At 37.1% G+C, this 24298-nt stretch carries 22 protein-coding genes and 1 riboswitch; of the genes, 10 read left to right on the top strand and 12 right to left on the bottom strand.

All coding sequences use genetic code 11. The features are described 5' to 3' along the window. The first annotated feature begins 220 nt into the window (after window positions 1-220). Window positions 221-323, top strand: a riboswitch (SAM riboswitch). Between the two features lie 279 nt (window positions 324-602). After that, window positions 603-1127 carry a YfiT family bacillithiol transferase gene (locus tag AC1W31_RS02385; protein ID WP_481732797.1) on the top strand — a complete coding sequence of 175 codons (525 nt, stop codon included), beginning with the start codon at window positions 603-605 and terminating at the stop codon, window positions 1125-1127. A gap of 80 nt (window positions 1128-1207) precedes the next feature. Continuing rightward, a complete protein-coding gene (locus tag AC1W31_RS02380) occupies window positions 1208-2290 on the top strand; it encodes a homoserine O-acetyltransferase family protein (RefSeq protein ID WP_481732796.1) in 1083 nt (360 codons plus the stop codon). Between the two features lie 20 nt (window positions 2291-2310). Here the strand turns inward: AC1W31_RS02380 and AC1W31_RS02375 are convergent, their stop codons facing one another. Both AC1W31_RS02375 and AC1W31_RS02370 read right to left on the bottom strand, forming a co-directional pair. After that, on the bottom strand, window positions 2311-2964 hold the full coding sequence (locus AC1W31_RS02375; protein WP_481732795.1) for a phosphatase PAP2 family protein: 654 nt from the start codon (window positions 2962-2964) through the stop codon (window positions 2311-2313). 115 nt (window positions 2965-3079) lie between these two features. After that, on the bottom strand, window positions 3080-5044 hold the full coding sequence (locus tag AC1W31_RS02370; RefSeq protein WP_481732794.1) for a tetratricopeptide repeat protein: 1965 nt from the start codon (window positions 5042-5044) through the stop codon (window positions 3080-3082). Between the two features lie 98 nt (window positions 5045-5142). On the opposite strand from AC1W31_RS02370, the gene AC1W31_RS02365 reads away from it, so the two are divergent. After that, window positions 5143-5673: a GNAT family N-acetyltransferase gene (locus tag AC1W31_RS02365; RefSeq protein ID WP_481732793.1), complete on the top strand. Its 531-nt coding sequence runs from the start codon at window positions 5143-5145 to the stop codon at window positions 5671-5673. A gap of 64 nt (window positions 5674-5737) precedes the next feature. Here the strand turns inward: AC1W31_RS02365 and ispF are convergent, their stop codons facing one another. From ispF to AC1W31_RS02350, 3 genes are all read right to left on the bottom strand, one after another. Continuing rightward, a complete protein-coding gene (gene ispF / locus AC1W31_RS02360) occupies window positions 5738-6217 on the bottom strand; it encodes a 2-C-methyl-D-erythritol 2,4-cyclodiphosphate synthase (protein ID WP_481732792.1) in 480 nt (159 codons plus the stop codon). 65 nt (window positions 6218-6282) lie between these two features. After that, window positions 6283-7155: an alpha/beta fold hydrolase gene (locus tag AC1W31_RS02355; RefSeq protein ID WP_481732791.1), complete on the bottom strand. Its 873-nt coding sequence runs from the start codon at window positions 7153-7155 to the stop codon at window positions 6283-6285. Window positions 7156-7254: 99 nt separating this feature from the next. After that, window positions 7255-8484 carry an MFS transporter gene (locus AC1W31_RS02350; protein WP_481732790.1) on the bottom strand — a complete coding sequence of 410 codons (1230 nt, stop codon included), beginning with the start codon at window positions 8482-8484 and terminating at the stop codon, window positions 7255-7257. 305 nt (window positions 8485-8789) lie between these two features. Between AC1W31_RS02350 and AC1W31_RS02345 the strand changes: the two genes are divergently transcribed. Next, window positions 8790-9986 (top strand): Gfo/Idh/MocA family protein, encoded by a 1197-nt coding sequence (locus tag AC1W31_RS02345; protein ID WP_481732865.1) that lies wholly within the window; start codon window positions 8790-8792, stop codon window positions 9984-9986. Between the two features lie 184 nt (window positions 9987-10170). On the opposite strand, the gene AC1W31_RS02340 is transcribed toward AC1W31_RS02345, so the two are convergent. Continuing rightward, window positions 10171-12285, bottom strand: a complete 2115-nt coding sequence (locus AC1W31_RS02340) for a prolyl oligopeptidase family serine peptidase (RefSeq protein ID WP_481732789.1) — start codon at window positions 12283-12285, stop codon at window positions 10171-10173. 266 nt (window positions 12286-12551) lie between these two features. Here AC1W31_RS02340 and tyrS point away from each other — a divergent pair, with 266 nt between their 5' ends. After that, the gene (gene tyrS / locus AC1W31_RS02335) at window positions 12552-13874 is read left to right on the top strand and encodes a tyrosine--tRNA ligase (RefSeq protein WP_481732788.1); all 1323 of its coding nucleotides are present in this window, start codon (window positions 12552-12554) and stop codon (window positions 13872-13874) included. A gap of 170 nt (window positions 13875-14044) precedes the next feature. Here the strand turns inward: tyrS and AC1W31_RS02330 are convergent, their stop codons facing one another. Beyond that, window positions 14045-14629: a riboflavin synthase gene (locus AC1W31_RS02330; protein WP_481732787.1), complete on the bottom strand. Its 585-nt coding sequence runs from the start codon at window positions 14627-14629 to the stop codon at window positions 14045-14047. 163 nt (window positions 14630-14792) lie between these two features. On the opposite strand from AC1W31_RS02330, the gene AC1W31_RS02325 reads away from it, so the two are divergent. Further along, window positions 14793-15410, top strand: coding sequence for a DUF1684 domain-containing protein (locus tag AC1W31_RS02325; protein ID WP_481732786.1), 618 nt, complete (start codon window positions 14793-14795; stop codon window positions 15408-15410). 116 nt (window positions 15411-15526) lie between these two features. Here AC1W31_RS02325 and AC1W31_RS02320 read toward each other — a convergent pair whose 3' ends face one another. From AC1W31_RS02320 to AC1W31_RS02305, 4 genes are all read right to left on the bottom strand, one after another. Further along, on the bottom strand, window positions 15527-17338 hold the full coding sequence (locus tag AC1W31_RS02320) for an acyl-CoA dehydrogenase (RefSeq protein ID WP_481732785.1): 1812 nt from the start codon (window positions 17336-17338) through the stop codon (window positions 15527-15529). 679 nt (window positions 17339-18017) lie between these two features. Further along, the gene (locus AC1W31_RS02315; protein ID WP_481732784.1) at window positions 18018-18431 is read right to left on the bottom strand and encodes a hypothetical protein; all 414 of its coding nucleotides are present in this window, start codon (window positions 18429-18431) and stop codon (window positions 18018-18020) included. Window positions 18432-18589: 158 nt separating this feature from the next. After that, window positions 18590-18814 (bottom strand): response regulator transcription factor, encoded by a 225-nt coding sequence (locus AC1W31_RS02310; protein ID WP_481732783.1) that lies wholly within the window; start codon window positions 18812-18814, stop codon window positions 18590-18592. Window positions 18815-19021: 207 nt separating this feature from the next. Further along, the gene (locus AC1W31_RS02305) at window positions 19022-19369 is read right to left on the bottom strand and encodes a DoxX family protein (protein WP_481732782.1); all 348 of its coding nucleotides are present in this window, start codon (window positions 19367-19369) and stop codon (window positions 19022-19024) included. A gap of 434 nt (window positions 19370-19803) precedes the next feature. On the opposite strand from AC1W31_RS02305, the gene AC1W31_RS02300 reads away from it, so the two are divergent. The 4 genes from AC1W31_RS02300 (at window position 19804) to AC1W31_RS02285 (ending at window position 22623) form a co-directional block, all read left to right on the top strand. After that, window positions 19804-20088: a hypothetical protein gene (locus tag AC1W31_RS02300; RefSeq protein WP_481732781.1), complete on the top strand. Its 285-nt coding sequence runs from the start codon at window positions 19804-19806 to the stop codon at window positions 20086-20088. A gap of 670 nt (window positions 20089-20758) precedes the next feature. After that, the gene (locus AC1W31_RS02295; RefSeq protein WP_481732780.1) at window positions 20759-20899 is read left to right on the top strand and encodes a hypothetical protein; all 141 of its coding nucleotides are present in this window, start codon (window positions 20759-20761) and stop codon (window positions 20897-20899) included. Window positions 20900-20991: 92 nt separating this feature from the next. Continuing rightward, window positions 20992-21768, top strand: coding sequence for a sensor histidine kinase (locus tag AC1W31_RS02290; RefSeq protein ID WP_481732779.1), 777 nt, complete (start codon window positions 20992-20994; stop codon window positions 21766-21768). A gap of 195 nt (window positions 21769-21963) precedes the next feature. Then, complete coding sequence (locus tag AC1W31_RS02285) at window positions 21964-22623, top strand: response regulator (protein ID WP_481732778.1); 660 nt, start codon at window positions 21964-21966, stop codon at window positions 22621-22623. Window positions 22624-22799: 176 nt separating this feature from the next. Here AC1W31_RS02285 and AC1W31_RS02280 read toward each other — a convergent pair. After that, the coding region (locus AC1W31_RS02280) for a T9SS type B sorting domain-containing protein (RefSeq protein ID WP_481732777.1) at window positions 22800-24298 on the bottom strand (1499 nt) is incomplete at its 5' end.

Here is a 24298-nt window from a genome sequence, read left to right as displayed (position 1 = left end):
TTTTACCTTAGCGTACAAAGAATATTGATTGAATTTGTGATTTTTTTGGTGGGTTTGTAGTACGGAGAGTGTTGTCCGTAATTAAATATCTTACGGACGTGGCTGTCAAGTTGTCGAACCGCTGTAATTCAAAATAAATTTGCATTTTAAATTTTCCAAGTTTTACTTTGCAACATCAAATCAATTTTTCCTCCGAGAGATTCCTCTCTTTTGGTAATTTGATTTATAAAGAAGAAGGGAGAGAATAGGCTCAATGAACTTCTGGCAACCTACCAAACCGTAAAGGCAAGGTGCTAATTCCTACCTGTTTTTAGTTATTAATGATTAGTTATTAGTGATTAGTTTTTCTACTCACTGCTTACTGCTCACTACTCACTGCTCACGGGAAATATAAACCAATTACGATTCAATTCCAGTCTGTTTTACTGTTAATTATTCGTCAGGTTTAAGTATTAATCGATTTTCGTTTAGGGCGGCTTTCCGCTTCGATGCTTTATGCTCGTATTGTGCCAACTGGATCATTCCATTTATTCAAAATACTTCACGAGTATGTAATGTCAAATCACGAACATCTAATCACGAATATCAAACATCGAAAAAAAATGACACTCGAACAAATCCAGTACCCAATCGGGAAATGGGCTGCCAAAGACCATTATTCAGCCGAAGAAATCCAGCAAAATATTGCTGATATTTTAGCTTATCCTTCGAAATATAAGGAATTAACGTCAAATCTCTCGGACGAAGATTTAGAAAAAACGTATCGTGATGGAAGTTGGACGGTTCGTCAAGTGGTACATCACGTAGCGGATACGCATTTGTGGCATTTTATCAGAATTAAACAGGCTTTAACGGAAGAAAACCCTCAAGGTATTTTTGGCAACGTGAATGCGCTTTCGGTTTTACCAGATTCGGTAAAAGCACCGATTGAAGATTCTTTACAAATGATTGAGAGTACGCATAAACGGTATGCGTATGTATTTTTAAATATTCCTGAAAGTGATTATCAACAGACTTATTATCATCCATTCAGACAAATAAATGTTACGCTTCCGCAAGCCCTTGACATGACGGTTTGGCACGCAAAACATCATTTGGAGCATATTTCGATTGCTTTGGGCAAATAGGTAAAACTCAAAACCTTGACAGATTTTCAATTGGATTGATAATTTGTCGAGATTTTTGGATAAAGAAAATAGATATTAAATTGAAAACAACTACTTTCAAATATAAACATCCCTTCCCATTAGAAGCAGGGTACATTTTGCCCGAAATTGAATTGGCATATCAGGCATTGGGAACAATCAATGAAGACTGTTCAAATGTCGTGTGGGTATGTCATGCCTTCACGGGGTCGCAGGATGTGGAGGATTGGTGGCAAGGTTTGGTAGGCCGTGGAAAATTATTCGACCCCGACAACCATTTTGTCATTTGCGTAAACGTTCTGGGTTCTCATTATGGCAGTACGGGACCGCTTTCGATAAACCCCGAAACGGGAAAACCTTATTACCACACTTTCCCTTTAATTACCATTCGGGATATTGTTAATTCCTTCGACATTCTTCGTGAACACCTCGGAATTCACCAAATTAATACTTGCATTGGGGGTTCTTTGGGTGGTCAGCAGTCGGTAGAATGGGCAATTTCTCAGCCCGATTTGATTGAAAATCTGATACTTATTGCTACTAATGCACAACATTCTCCGTGGGGAATTGCCTTTAATGAATCGCAAAGAATGTCGATAGAAGTTGATCCAACTTGGGTGGAAAGTAACCCACAAGCGGGGCTTCGAGGCATGAGTGCGGCAAGGGCAACGGCGTTGATTTCGTATCGTAATTATGAAACCTATAACGTTACGCAAGCCCGTAAAGACGAACCTCTTGGGAAGGTTCACAGGGCGGTAACTTATCAGCGTTATCAGGGTGAAAAATTGGCACAGCGATTTAATGCTTTTTCGTATTACGTCCTCTCGCAGGTGATGGATTCGCAAGATGTTGGACGTGGAAGGGGAGGAGCAATCAAGGCATTATCCCAGATAAAATCAAGAACTTTGGTCATGGGGATAAAATCAGATGCTTTGTTTCCGATAAATGAACAGGCATTTTTAGCAAAACATATTCCAGATGCTACTTTTCAATCGTTGGATTCACTGTACGGTCACGACGGATTTTTGATTGAAAGTCAGTTGATAACAAAAGCCATAAAATTATGGCAAAAATTCATCCGATTTGACGTAAATCCGATGTATGATTTCTTTAAAGGATTGGAGAGAAAGGGAGAATTAGTGTAACCAGATATTTCCATATCGGATTACAGTTTCCTCCGCCGAAGATTTCGCTTATGCCAATACTTCGGCGTTTTTTCATGTATTTTTAATAACCAACTATATACCCACAAACTGCTCAAAGTGCCAATAACCGACCCACCCAAAATGTCAACGGGAAAATGTTGAAATAAATAACAACGGGAATAGGCTACCAACCAAGCCAAAGTAATAAAGAGAAATCCCCAATTTTTGTTCTTGGTAAAAAGCGTTAGCATCGTAAAAATGGCAAAAGCGGTGGTGGTATGTCCCGAAGGAAAACTTTGGTGAATATTCACAATAACGCCATCAACGTAATGCCAAGTAATTTTTAAATCCTTGAAAAAAGCCATCGGGCGAAGCGTATCAAAATACCATTTTAAAGAACTTGAAAATAGGGTACTAACAATCAATGAAGTAGCCAGAATTAAGGCTTTATCGTAACGAATAAAAAGAAAAACGACAATTACTACCGCCCAAAACCACCCTTCACCTAATTGCGTAGCCGCATAAAAAAACCAATCTCCCGCAAAATTATTATGAGCATTGACAAACGACATCTGTTCAAATTTAGTCGTTGTCATGACCACAACAAAAATACAAAGCCAAATTAGAATGTATGGAAGGAAAAAAGGTAGCTTATCTTTAATAATTTGTTTCATGCTGCAAAGGTCGGGAGGGAATGGTTTTAATCAAAATTAGTTTGTTTATTGCTACTTATGCGATAAATTACGGAAGTCGTCCTTCAAAAGGACGACTTCCGTCTTCAACAAAAATCTAATTTACCCCTAATCCCGCCAAACTCTTCATGGCTGCCTCATAATTTGGTTGTAAAGCCAAAGTCTTTCTAAAATCGGCAATTGCGCCTGATTTATTACCCAAAGTTTGCTTTGATAATCCTCGATTATACCAATGAACGGCATCAGTACTGCCTTCTTTATCAATTACTTGATTAAAATTTTCCAAAGCTTTTGCGGCATTTCCAGTGGCTAAATAAGCTGTTGCTAAAAAGCCCCTTGCTTGGGTTTGTTTTTCATTTTTCATCGTTAAAGATTTCTCAAAATCGGGCAATGCTTTTGCCACTTGATTGAGGTTGAAATAGGCAATTCCACGGTTCATATAAGTTTCGCCCGTACTTGCTCCACGCTTGATGGCTTCTGAGAAATATTCGATGGCTTTTTGGGTGTCTCCTTTGATTCCGTAGGCAGTTCCCAAGTTTTCCCAAGGGCCAGCATCGTCTTTGTAGCCCAACTCAATGGCTTTTTTATTGGCAGCAATGGATTCGTCTAACTTGCCTTCCTTCTCGCCAACGTACTTTCCGTAAGTATAATAAGCACGGTAATCATTGGGATAAAGTTTAATAATTTGTCCGAATAAGGTACCCGTATTTTGCCAAGTTTCGACTTGTTTTTTGGTTTGAAATAAACAAAATCCCGCAAAGGCAAAAGCACTTACCCAAACAACTTGTTTTAGGCTCTGATTTCGTTCCGCCAATTTATCCAACAGCATGGCTGATACGAAAAATAATCCAATGTAAGGAATGTATGTATAACGGTCTGCCATGATGGCGGCACCCACCGAAATAAACTGTAAAACTAAAGCAACGGTAACGGCAAAAAAGCCAATTCCGAAAAGAAATAATTTGGTACGACGAGCCGATAAAATGGTCAATCCAACTACGATTAAGGCAAAAACTACACCCACTGAATAGAATTTCACGTTTGGTCCAGTGGCTTCGTAAGGATAAAAAGTACAGAGATTTATCGGTAAAAATAGATGATAAAAATACATCAAAAAGCCATAGCCAGCGTACTGAATTCTATCCATCATCGTAAAGACTTTCATGCTCAAAGCGGAACGTTGTTCGCCAATAATGTGAATCATTCCGTGAAAATCTCCTCCACTTTGAACGTTGGTGGCAATTAAACCGAAAAGCAGTGAAAACACGAAGAAAGGCACTTTTTCGAGGATAACTTTGGTGTCAATTTTACGGTCACGCCAGTAATCAAATAATAAGAAAACGACGGGTAAAACAACCGCTTGGGCTTTTGATAAACACGATAAAATAAACAGTAATAAGCTGATTATTAAATATTTACGCTTTTTTTCTGAATCTAAATAATACAAATATGAAATACAGCCTGCAATAAAAAAGAAGCCATACAAAACGTCTTTTCGCTCCGAAATCCATGTAACAGACTCAACTCGCATTGGGTGAATGGCGAACAATAAAGCGGTAAAAAATGAAGGAATTAAACGGCGTTTGGTCAAAAGCAGAATCAACCAAAAAACCATGAGTGTATTGAATAAATGCAGGAAAAAATTAGTCAAAATAAACGCTTTTGGACTCTCTGGACTCGACATCGCAGAATTCATCATCAACGAAACAATCGTTAGAGGATGGTAATTCAAGGCAACGTGGCTTTTGAAAGCTTCGCCATAATGACCTTTTGGTTGCGTTACGAGATAATCATTTTCGATGTAAACGTGGTCGTCCCAATCAACAAATTGATTATCAAATCCACCTGAAAAAGCGACAAAAAGGGTTATGATTAACACGCCAATTGCCAGCCATTTTCCGTAACTTGGTATTGGTTTTGGAGAATTATTTTTGTTTGCAACTGGCTGATTAACAGTCTGTTGAGTAATATTCTGTTTTTTTTGGAATTTGTTATTTTTAGCCATTGGGTAAGGGAATGTACTACGATTTTCTAAAATCGTGAATTTTAATACAGTTAGCACACGATTTTGGAAAATCGTGATACACATTATTTATTTCAACAATCATTCCAAAAATACGCTAAATTTTGAGATATTTATGAATATTAAATCCTTTAATTATGTCTGATAATCAAACAAATACAAAATTTACTTTACGTCATTTCAAAAATGGTGATCAAGAATCTTTGGTTGAAAATGCCAATAACACCAAAATATTCAATAATTTAAAAGATACGTTTCCACATCCTTATACGCATGCTGATGCTGTATGGTGGGTTAATAATGCCAATAAACAAACCGACCAACCTACCACTGGCTTTGCCATTGATGTAAATGGAGAAGTAGCTGGAGTAATTGGAATTATTATAGGTGCTGATATTCAAAGAGTTACGGCTGAGATTGGCTATTGGCTTGGTGAAAAATATTGGGGGAAAGGTATTACTGCTGAAGCCCTCAAACAAATGACAACTTACACTTTTCAAAGTTTTCCTGAACTTGTAAGACTTTGGGCGGCCGTTTTTGAATACAATAAACCTTCAATGAGAGTTTTAGAAAAAGCAGGTTATGAATTGGAGGGAATTCGTAAAAAAGGAGCGATTAAAAATGGCGTAGTGATTGATGAATATGTGTATGTTAAGTTTAGGGATTGATATTTTGCTGTCACCGAGACACGAAGCCTCTAATTTTCTTTGAGACTTCGTGTCTGGGTGGCAATTAACTTTTAATAATCAACGCTACACATTGCGCCGCCACACCTTCGCCACGTCCCACAAAACCGATGTGTTCGGAAGTAGTTGCTTTGATAGATAAATCTTCTTCGGGAATATTCATTACTTCCGCCAAACAAGTTTTCATCGTTGGGATATGTGGATTGAGTTTTGGTTCTTGCAAAATAATGGTTACATCCAAATTATTGACTTCCCAACCTGCTCCACGTACCATTTCAAGCACTTTTCTGACTAAAACTTTTGAATCAACGCATTTGTATTGTGGGTCTTTATCCGAGAAATGATACCCGATATTTCGCATATTGGCAGCGCCCAAAAGGGCATCACATATCACGTGACACACAATATCCGCATCCGAATGACCAACTGCCCCATGTGTATGCGGAACAATAATGCCACCCAACCAAAAATCTCTGCCTTCTTCGAGGCGATGTACGTCGTAACCTTGTCCTATTCTTAGTTTCATGTTTAGATTTGAGCTTTGAGCCGTGAGCTATGAGTCGTAAGCGTGAACCTTTACTTGCTCACTACTCATTGCTCACTGCTCATTTCTTCAATCGCTTTTTTAATCAATTGCGGATGCGACCATGGCACAAAATGATTCATGGTATCAACCTTTATTATTTTTAAACTTTTGGCATTTACCAACATTTTCTCGGCAAAATCCGCATTTTTGGGACTTACCAACATATCTTTATCACCTTGAATCACAATGACGGGTTGACGAATATTCTTCCACAAAGGTAACATCTTTTCTAATTCTGGTTTCAAATAAAGTATTTCGTGATTGGAAGCCCTAAAACTGGCAGGAATTAAAATACTTATTGGCATAAACTCCATTGGAATTCTAAACCATTTTTCGTTGGGTTCTAAATCAGGAGCAATTGAACCCGCTACGATTATCAGATTGTCAATTAATTCTGGATAATCCATTGCCATTCGGGCAATTAATGGTCCACCCAAAGAATGCCCGATGAGAATAATTTTCTTGCCTGATTTTTTATATTTTGCTACAATGGGTTTCAAGAATTCGGCTTGCACGGTTAATGATTTTTCTCCATTACCAAAATCTGAATCGCCAAAACCAATTCTATCCACGGCTACCATTTTTACTTTTTTTAGGAGAACTGTATCTTTCATAAAATCAATAAATCCACCCCACGAACCTGGCGAACCGTGTACAAAAAATGCTACGGGTAACGAATCAGAACCTATTTCTGCATAATTCATTTTTACGCTACCCACTTCCATTTGATGTTGAATAGGCTTCATAGGATAACCCATAAATTTCTTATTAATCTCTTTTTGACTGACTTTGAAAGTGAGGCAAGAGGAAAGAATTTGGGAAATTACGAAGAGGATTATGTATCCGATTAATAAGCGTTTTGAGAATTTTAGCAGCATTGGTTTTAGGGATGACAAATTAAACAAAAAGCCTTACAGATGATACAAAAATCTGCAAGGCTTTGTTTTGAAATTGTATGGCAAATGACATTTTTACATTTACGCAGCAACCGCCACTGGACGTTTGCGCATGTATAAATACAAACCTGTAAAAGCAAAAATCAAGATTAAGGGAAAAATAACCATTGTACTCAACGTACTTTGACCTGCGGCTAATTCCATGGCATCGCCCGTTAAACCCGCTGCCGTTTGTTCTGTTTTGGCAGTATCTATCCAACGACCAATAATTGGTTGAAAAATAGAAGTAGAAAACATACCAACTCCTCCTACAATTGACATTCCTAATGCGCCAGAAAGTGGCACTTTCTCCGCAATAAAGCCAAGCATATTTGGCCAGAAAAGCGCTACGCCCATCGCAAAGAAAACCGCAGCAACGTAAGCCATTCCGCCCGTTTGGGTGCTTAATAAATAGATACCGATAGTAGCAAGAACAGCCGAACCAAGTAATACACCTGTTTGGTCAAATTTTTTCACAATAGGACCCGCAAAATATCTAATCACTGCCATTAAACCCGTTACTAAGGCTAAAATCAACATTGGACTTGCACCCGATTTACTCATGATTAAGCCCGTCCATTGTTGTGGACCAAATTCGGTAATGGCAGTAATAGCCATGCAAGCGAAAATGAAAATATACAAAGGTGTGGCCATAGCCTGAAAATTTTTGCCAATTGAAGTAGCACCTTCAGTTTTTGGTTTTGGAAATGTTTGTCCCCAAAATAAATAAGCATAAATCAAAGTTGGAATTAAAATCAACCAGATTTGTGCTTGCCAGCCTAAATTGGCATCCGTCATAAATTTAGAAAGTAAACTTCCTAATACAATTCCACCGGGAAACCACATGTGAAAACGATTCAATTTTGTACTCATTTCAGCACCTTGATAAGTATCAGCAATCATTGGATTGCAGGCAGCTTCTGTACAGCCATTACCAATACCAATTAAGAATGTTGAAACTAAAAGACCTGTATAACCTCCTAAAAGTCCAGGATATAACGTCAAAATAATACCTAAAGCATGACAAACAAAAGCTACCATCATGATATTTTTAGGCCCAAAAGTATGATAAACTAATCCTCCAACAATCATGGCAATCGGGAAACCTAAAAACCACATTGAATTAATAAAACCTAATTGCTCGCCTGATAAATTGAAATCGGTTGCCAATTGGGGCAAAATACCCGCACGAATGCTAAATGAAAATGCCGTCGTAATCAAAGCAAAACAGCTTGCGTTAAATAATCTGGACTTGTTAATAGTTTGACTCATAATGGATTAGGGATTTAAAATGTGAATAAATTGGTTTGTTTCTTGGTTTTATGAAATTTCGTCTTTGAAAAATCTATCAAAAAAACGAAAAAATATTCAGATTTCATGCACCGATTTATCAGTATTTTTATGAAAATTTGTAATTATGTAGCTTTGAGCCATGAGCCATAAGCTTTGAGTTTTTGAAAAATAGACTTTAAAACTTATCTATAAAGCCTATTTTTTGTAAATATTACTCAAAACTTAAAACTTAAAACTCATCGCTCAAAACTCATCGCTTAAATAAAATGGCAAGAAAAATTAGAATGGGTATGATTGGTGGAAGCTTGGATGCTTTCATCGGAGCAGTTCACCGTCGTGGAGCGGCATTGGATGGTGAAGTAGAATTAGTTTGCGGAGCATTCAGCTCTAATCCCGAAAAATCAAAAGCTACGGGCGAATCGCTTTATCTGCCCGAAAACCGAGTTTATGGTTCTTTTGAGGAAATGATTTTAAAAGAAAAAGAACTCCCAGAAGGTGAAAGAATGGATTTCGTAACCATTGTAACGCCCAATCACGTGCATTTCCCTGCTGCAAAAATGGCTTTGGAAAATGGCTTTCACGTGGTTTCTGATAAACCTGCAACACTCAACACGGAGGAGGTTTATTTATTGAGAGATATTATCGAGAAATCTGGGCTGATTTACTGTTTGACGCATAATTACTGTGCTTATCCGATGGTGAAAGAGGCAAAGCAGATGATTAAAAATGGCGTTATCGGAAAGGTTCGCAAAGTAATTGTTGAATATCCCCAAGGTTGGCTTTCACAATTATTGGAAGCTACGGGACAAAAACAAGCGGGTTGGCGAACCGACCCTGCTCGTTGCGGTGCAGCAGGTGGTGTGGGCGATATCGGAACGCACGCTGAGAATTTGGCGGAATACATTACAGGCTTGAAAATTACCGAAATTTGTGCTGATTTGACCATTTTTGTGGAAGGTCGTCAGTTGGATGATGATGCTAATATGCTTTTACGTTTCGATAATGGAGCAAAAGGAGTTTTACATAATTCACAAATTTGTAATGGTGAAGAAAATGATTTAAACATTAGAGTCTATGGAGAATTTGGCGGTCTAAAATGGCGACAAATGGACCCAAATACGCTGATTTTGACCAATCAAGAAAAAGGTTCACGCATTATTCGCACGGGTGTGGGTGATTTATCTCCGCAAGCTCAAGCACATACTCGCCAACCAGCGGGACATCCAGAAGGATACATTGAGACTTTTGCGAGTATTTACCGCAATTTTTCTTACGCTTTACGAGCAAGATGGGGCGAAGTTGCCAAAGAAAATGCAGCGGGCGGTTTAGCAGGAGAAAGCGAAATTTTGACGGGTGGTTATGACCCAGAAATCCATGATTTTCCAGGCATTGAAGAAGGCATTAGAGGCATGGTATTTATTGATACGGTGGTAAAATCTAATGAAGCTGGGGCAGTTTGGACGAAGGTGGAAGTGCATTGATATTGGAACGCAGATTACGCAGATGCTTCGCAACGCAGATTTAAAAGGATTTGATAACTTCCCGAAAGTTCTAAAACTTTCGGGAAGTTGAAATAACTAAAATAGTCTCTAAAATCTTTTTAAAAAAATCCTCTTAAATCTGCGTTGCGAAGCATCTGCGTCATCTGCGTGCCAATTTTGAATCCTACATCCCCTTCACCACAACGCCCATATTCGCAAAAATAAAAGCGTATAAATCAGCCGTTAATTCAATATTTTTCTTCGTGTTACTCGAACCGTGTCCAGAGTTTACGTCAATTCTAATCAATAACGGATTCTTACTTTTCCCCGCTTTTTCCTGTAAAGTCGCTGCGTATTTGAATGAATGCGCAGGCACAACACGGTCGTCGTGGTCGGCAGTTGTAATCATTGTGGCAGGATATTCTACGCCTTCCTTGATGTTATGAAGGGGTGAATAACCGTACAAATTTTTAAAATCTGTCGCATCATCCGAGTTACCGTATTCTGGCGACCAGTTCCAACCAATCGTAAATTTATGGTAACGCAACATATCCATTACGCCCACTTGTGGAATGGCAACTTTGCATAAATCTGGACGCTGATTGATAACTGCACCCACCAAAAGTCCTCCGTTTGAACCTCCACGAAGCGCCAAGAAATCTTTCGTACAATATTTTTGAGCAATCAAGTATTCACCTGCCGCAATGAAGTCGTCATACACATTTTGCTTTTTCAATTTCATTCCTGCTTCGTGCCATTTTTCACCGTATTCTGCACCCCCTCTAATATTGGCTAAAGCATACACGCCGCCTTGCTCCAAAAATGGAATTAATGTAGCCGAAAACCCAGGTTGAGAACTAATATTGAAACCTCCATAAGCATACAAAAGCGTTGGATTTTTACCATTTAATTCAATGCCTTTTTTGTGCGTAATGAACATTGGTACCTTCGTTCCATCTTTTGACGCATAGAAAATTTGCTTCGTTTCAAAAGCATCAGGGTTAAACTGGACCTCAGGTTTGCGGAAGATTGAAGTCTGTTTTGTAGCAATGTCATAACGATAAATAGTAGGAGGGAAGGTGAAAGATGTAAAGGTATAAAACACAAATTTATCATCCGATTCACCACCAAAACCGCCCGCAGTGCCTAATCCTGGCATTTTTACTTCATTTTCCAATTTTCCCGCAAGGTCATACACATACACACGAGTCGTTACATCTTTCAAATAAGTGGCAAACATTTTTCCTCCAGCGGTGCCAACTCCTTCTAAAGGTTCCAGTTTTTCAGGAATCACATTTTTCCAAGCCTTTGTAGCAGGATCGTATGATTCTACTTTTGAATTTTGTGCTTTTTCATTGGTTTCTATCAAAAATTTATCCCCAACATTATCCACAATTCTGTACGAAAACTTATCCGCTTCTGGAATTATTGGCGTGAACTCCTTCTGTCCTAATTTCTTGAAATACAATGCATTTCCTTCTTTCCCTTTTCCTCGGTCGCTAATGTTCAGGTATGAATATTTCTCATCGTCCGATACATAAACTGAATTAAAACGTTGTGGATTTTCTTTGTTTTCATACACCAATTCATCTTGGTCTTGTGACGTTCCAACTTTATGATAAAACACTTGGTGATTTTCATTTTTTGCCGCCAAAGCACTACCTGCTGGTTTTGGATAACGGCTATAATAAAACCCATTTCCTTGCCACGAAGCGCCAGAAACCTTTATCCACTCCAAATGGTCAGGTAAATTTTGTTTCGTTGCTAAATCCATAATATAACCTTCCTGCCAATCTGAGCCACCTTTTGAGAGATAATAAACGGCATATTTCCCATTTTTTGACACGGCAAATGCTCCTAAACGAGTAGTTCCATCGGCTGAAAGTTTGTTGGGGTCAAGCACAATTTCGGGCGTTCCGTCTAATCCTTTTTGACGATAAAGTACCGATTGATTTTGCAAACCGTCATTTTTTGAGAAATAAAACCATTCATTTTTGCGAGATGGAGCGGAATATTTTGGGTAATTAAAGACTTTCTCAATTCGCTCTTTCAACATATTTCGGTACGGAATTTTCTCTAAATAATCAAAAGTAACTTTGTTTTCAGCTTTCACCCATTCGGCAGTTTCGGCAGAACGGTCGTCTTCCAACCAATGATAAGGGTCTGATACTTTCACCCCGTGATAATCGTCAGTGTGTTCAATTTTTTTGGTTAGTGGATACTGTATTTGGGCATTCGCAAGGGTTGTTCCCAACAGCAAAGATGTGCCAAGTAGGAGGTTTTTGTGAAGATTTTTCATTTGTTGCTTAGTTCTTGAATGGATGAATAATTTACTAAACAACAAGTTACGAAATGATTTTTTAAGATTTTTAATGAATTTGTGGAATGGTCAAAATTGGTCAAAAGGAAGGCTTGGCTCAAAGTGAAACTTTCTTTGAATAAATTATCTAAGCTCAACACCGTTAAATGATTCGCTTAACATTCTGCTCAAATAGTAAAGAAATATCAACGTACAATCTCTAACTTTGTGCTTTAGAAATCAATATTTTCTCTTTTTAATACGAAATGCAAGCAAATTTTATAGAAGAACTTCGTTGGCGTGGAATGTTGCAAGACATGATGCCTGGTACCGAAGAGCAATTGAATAAGGAAATGACGGTGGCTTATATCGGTTTTGACCCTACGGCAGCATCATTGCACATCGGGAATTTAGCCACTATCATGCTCTTGAAACACTTTCAATTGTGCGGACACAAGCCTTTTGCCCTCGTTGGTGGAGCTACGGGCATGATTGGCGACCCATCGGGAAAAGCGGCTGAAAGAGAGTTTTTATCGGAAGAAACCCTTCGTTTTAATCAGGATAGTATCAAAAAACAATTAGAGAAATTCTTGGATTTTAATGCGGGCGATAATTCTGCGGAGATGGTCAATAATTACGACTGGTTCAAAGATTTCTCTTTTTTAGGTTTTCTTCGTGAAGCGGGTAAACACCTGTCTGTCAATTATATGATGTCGAAAGACTCGGTAAAGAAACGCCTTGAAACGGGGATTTCATTCACCGAATTTTCGTATCAATTATTACAAGGTTACGATTTTTATTGGTTGTATAAAAACAAGAATGTCCGCTTACAAATGGGCGGTTCTGACCAATGGGGGAATATTACCACGGGAACTGAGATTATTCGTCGCAAGGAAGCCACAACGGATGTTGGTGGAAGTGAAGAAATCGAACATCGTGCTTTTGCTTTAACCACGCCTTTGGTAACGAAAGCGGATGGAACAAAATTTGGAAAATCAGAATCGGGCAATGTTTGGTTAGACCCCGAAATGACCACTCCATATCAGTTTTATCAGTTTTGGTTGAATACGGCAGATTCGGAATGTGCAAGATTATTGCGAGTATTTACGCTTTATTCTCAACCAGAAATTGAACGTTTGGAAGCAGAACACGCCGAAGCACCGCACTTACGCATTCTGCAAAAAGCGATTGCAAAAGATGTGACAACTCGTGTACATTCAGCAAAAGACTTTGAAATTGTGAAAGCCGCTTCGGAATTATTATTCGATAAAAATGTAATCGAACAATTTGAATTGGTTGATAGTCAAGTAATTGAGGCCTTAGATTTAATAAAAATACGTAAAGAAGATTATCAAAAATGTGCGAATCTTACGGACTTTTTAGCAACTTTGATTTTGGATGAGAAGGGTGAACCAATGATTTTTAAATCGAAGGGAGATACTCGTAAAGCAATTCAAGCAAATTCTGTTAGTGTGAATAAAGTAAAAATCACTGACCCAAATAAGGCTTTGGACTTTGGATTATTGAGAGGTAAATATTTACTAATTAATCACGGGAAACAGAAAGTTTACGTGGTAGAATTGGTGTGAGTTTTATGGCACTCAGATGAGACTCGCCGTCCGCCTTGATGCCTACGGCAACGCAGATTTAATAAAATTTTTTCATTGCAATGATAATCAAGTCTCTAAAATTAGATTAATCCGAAAAGAAAATCTTCTTATATCTGTGTTGCGAAGCATCTGCGTCATCTGCGTACCATTCACATTTTTAGCATTTTTTTGATATATTTTCCTACAATATCAAACTCTAAATTGACTACATCGCCTACTTTTAGAGTATGAAAAATGGTGTTTTCGTAAGTATATGGAATAATGGCTACTCTGAAAGTATTTATGCCAGAATTGAAAACCGTTAAACTTGTTCCATTAATAGAAATTGAACCTTTTTCTACGGTAACATTCTCTAAATCAGGCGAATAAATAAAATCATAAAGCCATGAGCCGTCTTTTTCGATAATGCTTGCAACTACGCCAGTTTGGTCCACGTGTCCTTGTACAATATGCCCATCAAAACGTCCATGAGCGGGCATACACCTTTCCAGATTTACTTTGCTGCCAATTTGTAAGTTGGAGATATTTGTTTTCTGTAAAGTCTCGTCAATTGCCGTAACGGAATAGTCATTTCCTTGAACATCAATTACCGTTAAACATACGCCATTGTGGGATAAACTTTGGTCGATTTTTAGTTCGTTGGTGAATGGGCACGTAAAGGTAAAAGTGATATTTGTACCTTCTGATTTTGTATTTTTTAGTGTGCCAATGGCTTCTATTATTCCTGTAAACACGTTTTTGGGATTTAGGATTTAGGATTTGAAATTGTCGTTTCAAAATTCTAAAGTTCGTTAATTCAATACGGTGCGACGTTTCGCAATCCAAATTCTGATAATTACTTGCAAGTTAGTAAATTGCGTTTTCTTTACCATAAAATAATCAAAAGCACATAAAATCATGTTCAAAAATAAATTTTTCCTCCTCTCAGTTTTTGCGGTTGTTATTGCCATTTTGGTTTATTCTTTCGTTGGAAATGAAGAAATTAAACCTTCTCAAGTAATTGATAATGAATACGTTAAAACCATTCAAAATTCGAGAAATGATAAAGATTCTTATTTGAAAAAAGATACGGCATCACCGATTGAGGATAAAGTGAAGTTTACAGGTTTGAAATATTTTGAAGTCAATTCTTTGTATAAAGTTGTAGGAAAAATTGACCGTGTAACTTCTGGACAAACAATCAATATTTCGATGTCGGGCGGAGAAGTTGAAGAATACGAGGCTTTTGGAAATCTAACATTTGAAATTGAGGGTATAAAATGTACGTTAAAAATATTCAAAACACCAGAGGGGAATTTGTTTTTACCTTTCAAGGATTTGACTTCCAATAAAGAAACTTACGGGGCGGGACGCTACCTTGATTTCGGGATTGATGATGTAAAAGGGAATCAAATTAACATAGATTTTAACCGAGCATATCATCCGTATTGTGCTTATAATTACACCTTTACGTGTCCAGTACCACCTGCGGATAATTTTTTGAATGTGGCGGTAAAAGCAGGGGAACGGTTGTGACAAAAAATCCTCACCCGAAGGCAAGGATTTTAGTTTGATGATGCGTTGGTAATTTCAAAAAAGCGATTTTATTACGGAAAGTTGCCTTTTAAAGGTTACCCTTCATAAATTTCAAATTATACCGCCAATTCAATTTCTTTATTGATTGTCAACACTTCTGTATCCAACAAGCGAGCGGCTAAACTCAAGGTTTTTATTAATTCATAATGAAAGAAGAATTTCATCGTGTGAATTTTTGATTCATAAAATGCTAATTCATCTCCCTCAAAACTGTTCGTTACTAAGGCATTTTTAGCGACAATTCCTTGCTTTAACCAACACCAAGCTACGGTTACAATTCCGAACATATCCATATAAAGATTTGCATCCGCTAAGAAAACTTCATTGTCTCCTTTGGCAGCAATTCCCAAAAGGTGCATCGTAACTTTTTGTAAACGCCCCAATTCCTTCTCTAATTTCTCAGCATAAGGTTTTAAATCATCGTGCGTTTTTGATTCTTCAATCGTTTTCAAAACCTCCGCAAACAATAATTGAGGCCCTTTTCCACCGTTGGCAGTAATTCCACGACCCAAAAGATTCAAAGAGTGAATCCCCGTTGTGCCTTCGTAAATAGACATAATACGAATATCACGAGCCATTTGTTCCAAAGGAAAATCTTCGGTATAACCATAGCCACCAAAAACTTGCAGGCCTTCGTTCACTGATTTAATACCCATTTCGGCAGGATAAGTTTTGGCGACCGTTGTCATCATATCCAACATCAAATGGTATGGTTTGGCTTCTTCCGAATCACGCCCCAAGGCATTTATCATGTCTTCCCAGAAATAACATTCCATCAAAAGCCCCAAAGAACCTTCCACGATGGCTTTTTGGAATAAAAGCATTCGTTTTACGTCTGGGTGATTGATGATAAAAGTTTGACCTTCTTCTAAATTTTTGTTATTCAAACGTCTTCCTTGCGGACGCTCTTTTGCGTATTCCAAAGATGCGTAATAGGCGGCTGATGCAATATATGTTCCGCCCATACCTACGCCCAAACGAGCTTCGTTCATCATTTGAAACATATATTTCAAGCCTTGATTTGGTTCTCCTACTAAATATCCCACCGAATTATCTTTATCACCAAAAGTCAAGTGCATCGCTGGCGTTGCTTTTTGACCCATTTTATGGTAAATACCCGTTGAAATTACATCGTTATCCTCTGTATATGAACCACTTCCGTTATCTCTAAATTTGGGAACAACCAACAACGAAATCCCCTTCGTTCCGAGTGGAGCGCCATCAATACGAGCCAAAACTAAGTGAACGATATTATCCGCAATATCGTGATCTCCCGCCGATATGAACACTTTTTGACCTTTCATCTTGTACGTTCCATCCGCTTGCGGAGAGGCAGTTGTCACCACGTCAGATAATGAACTTCCTGCCTGTGGTTCTGTCAAACACATCGAACCCGTCCAAGTTCCATCTATCATTTTAGAGGCAAATTTCTCTTTCAAATCGTCCGAACCGAACGATAAAATCAAGTGAGCCGAACCAGCCGTTAAGCCCGTAAACATCACAAAAGCATTATTTGCCGAACCACGGATCATCTCCGCCGCTGCACCCACGAGCGTTGGCAATTGTTGTCCGCCGTGTTCGTATTTAAACATCGAACCAATCATTCCCGCTTCTCCCATCGCCTTCACATAATCCCCCACGGCAGGATGAACTTTCACTTGTCCGTTCACCAATTCAGGCTGATTTCTGTCAGACGAGACATAAGCAGGACGTAATATTTTTTCAGCAATTTCCTCATTGGCATCCAATACCATATCGAACATATCGGGCGTATAGTCTTGGAAATAAGGATATTTAGTCAATTCTCCTGCATTGAGAACTTCCTTTAACATAAAGTCGAGATTGCGACGTGAATATTGTTGTGCCATTGTTTGAATAGATTTGTTATGCTTGCATACAATTTTATGTAAAAATAGTGACAAAAATAATAGTATGCAAGCATAACAAATTTATTTTTTAGGCGTAAAAAAACGTTGTCCTTTTGGGGCAACGTTTTTTGGGAGAATTAAAAATTATACTATTACGTGCTATTAAACATCTAAATTAGTAATTGTACAAATACGATTATTTATTCTAAAAATAAAGTCTAAAAGGCTATCCAATAATATTGAATAGCCTTTTGATTTGAATCAAAAAATCAAATTTACTTCATCTTATGTAATCTTTCAACTTTGTTCACAGATGTTCTTTCGCCAGACATTTTAAACATCTCAAAACCAAAAAGAATCAGAAAGATAAATAAAATGGTTGCAATGCTTCCCCAAAAATATTGAAATGATTTTCTCATAATACGTAAAATTAAACGTTTATCAATTAGCAATGACCAAAAGTTTGACGAATGCTTGCCTTGCAATCATCTAATAATGTTACTCTTAAATTATAAGATTTTCTCAATGAGGTAGGGAGAGTACCCAAATCAAGTCCCATAGTTACAACCCCTGTAACGCAAAATCCAGTACTACCATGCAAATAAACCTGTTGCTGATCCCAAGACCAACCTATCGGAACACCTTCAACATAAATATTTACATTATCAAAACTGTTATTTTACGTTATACTGTAATCTATAACCCATGTAGAAGCAAATCCAGCGGCAACTTCTTGTATATAGTAGTCACCTGCAGTTGAACATACAGGAATTTGAACTCGCCCACTTTTAGATTTAACTTTTGATTTAACATCTAACAGCCTTTCAATTTTTGCCAACTCTTCAAACTGTTCTATAATTTTCTTTACTTCTTCCAACGTTAGTTTTTTATTATCTCCCGCAACTCTGCTCGAAGAGTTAATTTGTGAACCAGAGGGCGTAAACTCTTCAAAGCCATGTGCCTTTAAATATTCAACTATTTGTTTTGATTCATCTGTTGTTTCAGGAACTAATGATGAATTTTTACACCCTTCGGTCACAAATACAAATAAAATTAATAAAAAAAGCGATTTCATAAAAGATATTATTTTCATTTTTTTTAAGTCTAAAATAAAACGCCTACTCAATCAAAGGTCTTTCGGCTACCACCCGTCATTGCAACTGACAATACAAAATTGCAGGACATTTTCTTCAAAGTAAATACTACCAAAGCACCATTTTAGTACCATTTTCGTGGTACTTAGGTAGTATTTTAGCCGTTAAACTTCATCAGAAATCTATTCGTGGCTTGTTTTCCTTTGATGCCTAACTTACGCATACAGTTTTGTCGGTGACGTTTTACGGTGGTTTCCGCAATTTTGAGATGGTCGGCAATTTCTTTATTTAGGTGTCCATCAGAAGCGAGTTTGAGGATTTTAATTTCTTGACGTGTGAATTCTACTTCACGCTCGCCAGCCTTAGAAGGTATTAATTCCATAGAGTTTTATTAAAAAAGGTATTACTATTGATTATTTATCTCAAATATAAAAACTTATTTTGTTTACCCAAATTTATTTTTCAACGTATATAAAATTATTAGGGAAGGGGTGCAATTTCAAAACACTGATAATCAGATAGTTGCAAATAAAAAATCCATGAATTTTTTCATGGATTTATGACAATAATATTAAATGGTAAGTTTTCCCTAAACATACAAATAAGCCCAATAAATAAACACAAACTGCAAGACAATTCTCGTCCACAAAAAGGCTTTTGATATTTTATGAAATTTATCAGAAGTGAGCATGAAAATATGAACGGTAAAGAATATAATCAACATCGCAATAATGCCCCAAGCCGAGAGCGAGCGAGTAGCAGTAAATAATAAACCTACGCCACAAATAATTTCGGTTATGCCACTCAAAAATACCATCAATTTGTGATTAGGAATATAGGGAGGCATCATATAAAGATAAAATTTGGGTTTAACAAAGTGGTAAATACCGCCTGCGGTAAAAAAGAATGATAAAATGTAAAGTCCGATGTTGTACATAAATAATTAGATTGTTTTGAGGGTGATGGTTGTTTGCATTTTACTTGGTCGTAAAAATTACAAAGATCGCTCATTCCCCCGTTTAAAGAAAATGCCCTGGAGTTTTTTATGACTACGAATTATGAGGATTATATATCCAATAATGCAATTGTAAAATATTGGACATTCTAAAAACTGCTACAATTTTAACGTGATTGCTTATTTTAAAATGAAAATCCCAAAGGCTGACAAATTAAGTTGATAATTAATGATTTGCAGGATAGCGTTGAGGCTTGTAAAACTATTGCAGGAATATTAGATGGGTAGGTCTGCGTTACGTAAAATTACCTAATCTATAGGGTAATTTTACGGTATTTTTGTTGCTTTCTTTGGAAGTATTAAGTCTTATTCATAAGTTTAATAATTAATTTATAACCCTTTAATATCACTTAAATATGAGCAAAGTAATTACGCCCCAAGAACATCCAGAAGAACATGAACAAGTTATGGGCTTTGTGCAAAGATTTAAAGATGAAGCTGAGCATAAAGTGCATTCACAGTTTATTTCAAAAGATTCTTTAGAAAAGTTAATCTCCCATCAAGACTTTGGGGGACTTAGAATTCATTATGGTAGAGGTGATGATGGTATGAGACAAATGGTACTTGAAGCAACTGATGAAAGTAGGAATTCGCTTAATTTCTTTTCTGTAAATCATCCAACTTGTCCTACTGACTGTTAACAAGCGCAAGTATGATTCAAGATATAATTTTAATTAGCCGTTTTTTCACTCCAAGATGGATTTTGGTAATCTTTTCATCAGTGATTATACTACTGCCGATTATTTCGGCAATAACAAATCGGAAAGCATTATCAAACTCCTTGAGGATTATTTCTTTTTATCTTTTTGGATCACTTTTCTTTGAGATTTTATGTTGGGCAATTATATTATTACCCTTTTCAAATCACCAAAATCATTGGGCTGTAAATACGTTTAATATATATGAATTTATTTGTTTAAGCTATTATTTTTTAAGTAGGATAACAAATTTTAGGTTAAAGCAATTAATTAAATGTATAACAGTCTTGTCATTTTTTTTAATTATCATCTTTACTGTCATAAACATTCAAGATATTAATCGGTATGATAATCTGACTCATTCAATAGTTTATATAACCTTAATATTTTTTACGCTGTTAAACTTTTATGAAATACTTTATTCGGACGAAACATTGGTTCTTTCTAATTACGCTTATTTTTGGATTGCCTCTGGCATTTTAATCTATTTTTCAGGTGCTTTTTTTGTGAATTTATTTGGAGATGTAATATTATTCAGTGTCCACCTTAAAGATTATTGGATAATCTATTACATTTTATTAATCATTTTTAGAATTATTTTAGCAATCGGTTTATGGTTCAGCAAGACACCGCCACAATTAAGTCCATCATCGAAATAGGCACAATTGCCATGTTGGTATTTTCAAGCACCATCATTTGCTTGGTATACGTTCTGCACGCTCGCCTTATTAAGAATTTAGGGATTAGGGATTAGATTTTAGGGGTTAGGGTAAAGCGAGTCACTCAAATCCTTCATTTTAATCCCTAAATCCAAAGCCCTGATTACCAACCACTAACCCCCAAAAAATGAATGAGGCAAAAATCATTATTCTTGGCACTTCCGCTATGCTTCTGCCCGTAACGGCAATTATTGTTTTCGTCATTTTTTATAATCGTCGTCAGCGTTTTCAGCGTGAAAAAATTGATCTTCTTGTTGAAACCCATCGTCAAGAAATGCTTGAAGCCAGTGTGGCATCACAAGAAAATGTCCGTCGGCAAATTGGTGGAGATTTACACGATGAAATTGGCACGCTTCTGTCCGCTACCCGTATGAGTCTTTCGCAAGTCACAAAACACGGAGATAATCCCGCCAAAAGAGAACTTCTTTTAAACCAAACCCAAGAATTATTAAATGATACGCTTAACAATGTGAGAAGGTTGTCTAAAGAACTGATGCCCAGTACTTTAGATGAGTTTGGATTAATTGTTGCGCTCAAAGATTTCACGGAAAAAATAACTGAATATACGGGTGTGATGGTATGTTTTAGTCACGGGGAATTATCGGAAGTATTCGATAAAAAAGTTGAATTGGCTCTTTATCGTACTGTCCAAGAGTTGGTAAATAATGCGCTTAAGCACGCAAAAGCCAGTGTGATTAGTATTCAATTGCAGGTAAGACATAGTAATTTAGTGCTTCAAGTATCCGATAATGGCATTGGTTTTGATTTGGCAGAAGTCAACAAACCCAATAGAGGGATTGGAATAAAAAATATAGAAAGTCGCATTAGTGTGATTAGAGGAAAGATAAAATTTGATGTTGAAAAAGGTCGAGGTTCAAGTTTTGAAGTAACCGTAGCTTTGTAATATTATGTAGAAGATGGCACGCAGATGACGCAGATATCTTTGGCAACGCAGATTTTCGCAGATGAAAAATTTGACAACAAGTATTATATTAAAATAAAAAATCTAATAAAATCTGCGTTGCAAAGAATCTGCGTCATCTGAGTACCATCTATTTGCGTTCCAACCATTATTAATTATCATCAATATTCCCAAACCATGAAAAATAATAAAATTAGAGTTGCTATTGCTGATGACCATGCCATTTTTCGTCGTGGTATTGTGTCGTTATTACAAAATAATGATGATTTTGAGGTTGTTTTGGAAGCTGGAAATGGTCAAGAGTTGATTGATAATTTGGAGATAACTCGTCCAGAAGTAATTTTGATGGATTTACAAATGCCTATTTTAGATGGGATTAGGGCTACTCAGCAAATCAAAGCCAGTTTTTCGCACATCAAAATTATCATTATTTCGATGCACGATGAATCTCAATTTGTTACGCACTTGATGGAATTAGGGGCGAATGGCTATTTATTGAAAGATGCTGATCCTGATGAGGTTGAAAATGCGATTTATACCGTAAATAATGAAGATTATTACTACGGGAAATTCTTGTTGAAAGTGATGCACAATCGTATGGTCAATAAACCTACACGCAAAGCGATTCCATTTTTATCGGGTCAAATTGAACTGACCGAGCGAGAAGTAGAAGTGCTACAATTGATTTGTGAGGGCATAACGGCAGGACAAATCGGAGATAAAATTAATCTTAGTAGCAGAACGATTGAAGGTCATCGAAATAGAATTATGGAAAAAACAGGCACGAAAAATATTGCTGGTTTGGTGGCTTGGGCGGTGCGAAATGGGATTGTGTAGCGATTTAGGCGACGGAGTTGTACAAATCTTGAATATGCACTTGTTTTTTAAAATTAGTATTATTTCTTGAATTGATAATTTATCAGGCACAGAGGCACAGAGAGAGGCAAAAGATTTTAAACTCGGTTTTTTTGAGCCTTTGTGGCAAAATATATTGATTGCGAGTTACAAATAAATTATCTTACTACTAAAATGGATCCCCTCAAAACGGTGTCACTATCTACTCTCACGACATACGCATACGTTCCTTCAAGCACAGGCTTATCCTTATAAGTGCCATTCCACGGTTCTGAGTAGCCTTTTGAGTAGAAAATGAGTTCTCCCCAACGGTTATAAATTTCCACGATTGCCTCATTATTTCCTGCTAATGAAGCAATCTCCCAAGTGTCATTCATCCCATCGCCATTGGGTGAAAATGCGTTGGGAATCAGAATTTTATCTCCTGCTGTTGGAACGGTGGTACTACAAAATTTAATAGTAACGTTCTGATCAACGATCGAAGGTTTCTGAGGAAAACAAGGGTCATCATCCGTCACTTCAACGGTGATTTTTACAGAATACTCAGCCATCTTTTTTACAGAAGTATAATCAAAGTTTTTGCTATTTGTGCCTTGGTTTATGCCATCAACTTTCCATTGATATTTTGAGGTGTTTGTACTTCCATTGGCTGTAAAGGTTATTTTATCACCTCCACATGGTGCTGAGTTACTGGCGGATATTGTAATAGTTTGAGGCGTATTTCCATCGTAAAGTGCTTTGACTTCAGCAGCGTTTATTGCTCGATTGTATAGGTGGATATCGTCAAGCGAGCCTTTTAGTAATTCGTAATAATCTGTGGGATTAAGAGAATTTTGTCTGCCTCCAATAGTAGCATAAGAATTACTTGAGTAAATGGGAGTAGTGCCATTAGTAATAGTTTTTGAGGAATTATCGGCTATTAATATCCCATCAATATATAGTTTGATAGATGTATTATCTCGGGTAGATACTACATGATACCATTTATTTTTATTTGGATTTGTGCCAGTCCAATTACTTGAAATAGGAGGATTCCCCGTATTGTATCCCCAACAACTAAATCCATTTGCTATTCTATTAAAGTTGGTAGATGGTGTTGTAACCAATAGATTCTGGTCTGATGTTAGCCAGCCCACAGAAATAAGCGCATATTCATTTTCACTCGTTGGAAGATTATCCAAATATACCCAAGTCGCATAAGAATAACTCTGATTTTTAAATTGGTTAGGACTAACGGAGATATAACTATTTCCATCAAATTTATAAGCACTATTTGCCTTTCCGAAACGGTCGGTCGTTAAAGTTGCTCCGTTTACTGTTCCGTTGTTTACATTGCCCGTTTCGTCTTTGGCATTTCCATTGAAAGGATAACAAGCTACCAAACCGTTTTTGAGGTTTACGCCCGTGGGTGTAATGGCACAATCTTTGATGGCAATGATTTGGTCGGTAGCGGCTGGTTTTTGAGGAAAACAAGGGTCATCATCCGTCACTTCAACCGTTATTTTTACAGAATAATCACCCGTCTTTTTCACAAAGGTATAATCAAATGTTTTGCTATTTGTGCCTTGATTTATGCCATCAACTTTCCATTGATATTTTGCAGTATTTGTGGCTCCGTTGGCTATAAACGTTATTTTATCACCTCCGCATGGAGCTG

The sequence above is a fragment of the Arcicella sp. genome (genome assembly GCF_964672035.1).
Note: the sequence above shows the minus strand (reverse complement) of the source record. Positions and strands in the feature narration are given on the sequence as shown.

Excerpts from the sequence above, each read along its gene's own strand:
- AC1W31_RS02385 (WP_481732797.1), top strand. The coding sequence starts at position 603 with ATGACACTCGAACAAATCCAGTACCCAATCGGGAAATGGGCTGCCAAA.
- AC1W31_RS02375 (WP_481732795.1), bottom strand. The coding sequence starts at position 2,964 with ATGAAACAAATTATTAAAGATAAGCTACCTTTTTTCCTTCCATACATT.
- AC1W31_RS02365 (WP_481732793.1), top strand. The coding sequence starts at position 5,143 with ATGTCTGATAATCAAACAAATACAAAATTTACTTTACGTCATTTCAAA.
- ispF (WP_481732792.1), bottom strand. The coding sequence starts at position 6,217 with ATGAAACTAAGAATAGGACAAGGTTACGACGTACATCGCCTCGAAGAA.
- AC1W31_RS02355 (WP_481732791.1), bottom strand. The coding sequence starts at position 7,155 with ATGCTGCTAAAATTCTCAAAACGCTTATTAATCGGATACATAATCCTC.
- AC1W31_RS02350 (WP_481732790.1), bottom strand. The coding sequence starts at position 8,484 with ATGAGTCAAACTATTAACAAGTCCAGATTATTTAACGCAAGCTGTTTT.
- AC1W31_RS02345 (WP_481732865.1), top strand. The coding sequence starts at position 8,790 with ATGGGTATGATTGGTGGAAGCTTGGATGCTTTCATCGGAGCAGTTCAC.
- AC1W31_RS02340 (WP_481732789.1), bottom strand. The coding sequence starts at position 12,285 with ATGAAAAATCTTCACAAAAACCTCCTACTTGGCACATCTTTGCTGTTG.
- tyrS (WP_481732788.1), top strand. The coding sequence starts at position 12,552 with ATGCAAGCAAATTTTATAGAAGAACTTCGTTGGCGTGGAATGTTGCAA.
- AC1W31_RS02325 (WP_481732786.1), top strand. The coding sequence starts at position 14,793 with ATGTTCAAAAATAAATTTTTCCTCCTCTCAGTTTTTGCGGTTGTTATT.
- AC1W31_RS02320 (WP_481732785.1), bottom strand. The coding sequence starts at position 17,338 with ATGGCACAACAATATTCACGTCGCAATCTCGACTTTATGTTAAAGGAA.
- AC1W31_RS02315 (WP_481732784.1), bottom strand. The coding sequence starts at position 18,431 with ATGAAAATAATATCTTTTATGAAATCGCTTTTTTTATTAATTTTATTT.
- AC1W31_RS02310 (WP_481732783.1), bottom strand. The coding sequence starts at position 18,814 with ATGGAATTAATACCTTCTAAGGCTGGCGAGCGTGAAGTAGAATTCACA.
- AC1W31_RS02305 (WP_481732782.1), bottom strand. The coding sequence starts at position 19,369 with ATGTACAACATCGGACTTTACATTTTATCATTCTTTTTTACCGCAGGC.
- AC1W31_RS02300 (WP_481732781.1), top strand. The coding sequence starts at position 19,804 with ATGAGCAAAGTAATTACGCCCCAAGAACATCCAGAAGAACATGAACAA.
- AC1W31_RS02295 (WP_481732780.1), top strand. The coding sequence starts at position 20,759 with ATGGTTCAGCAAGACACCGCCACAATTAAGTCCATCATCGAAATAGGC.
- AC1W31_RS02290 (WP_481732779.1), top strand. The coding sequence starts at position 20,992 with ATGAATGAGGCAAAAATCATTATTCTTGGCACTTCCGCTATGCTTCTG.
- AC1W31_RS02285 (WP_481732778.1), top strand. The coding sequence starts at position 21,964 with ATGAAAAATAATAAAATTAGAGTTGCTATTGCTGATGACCATGCCATT.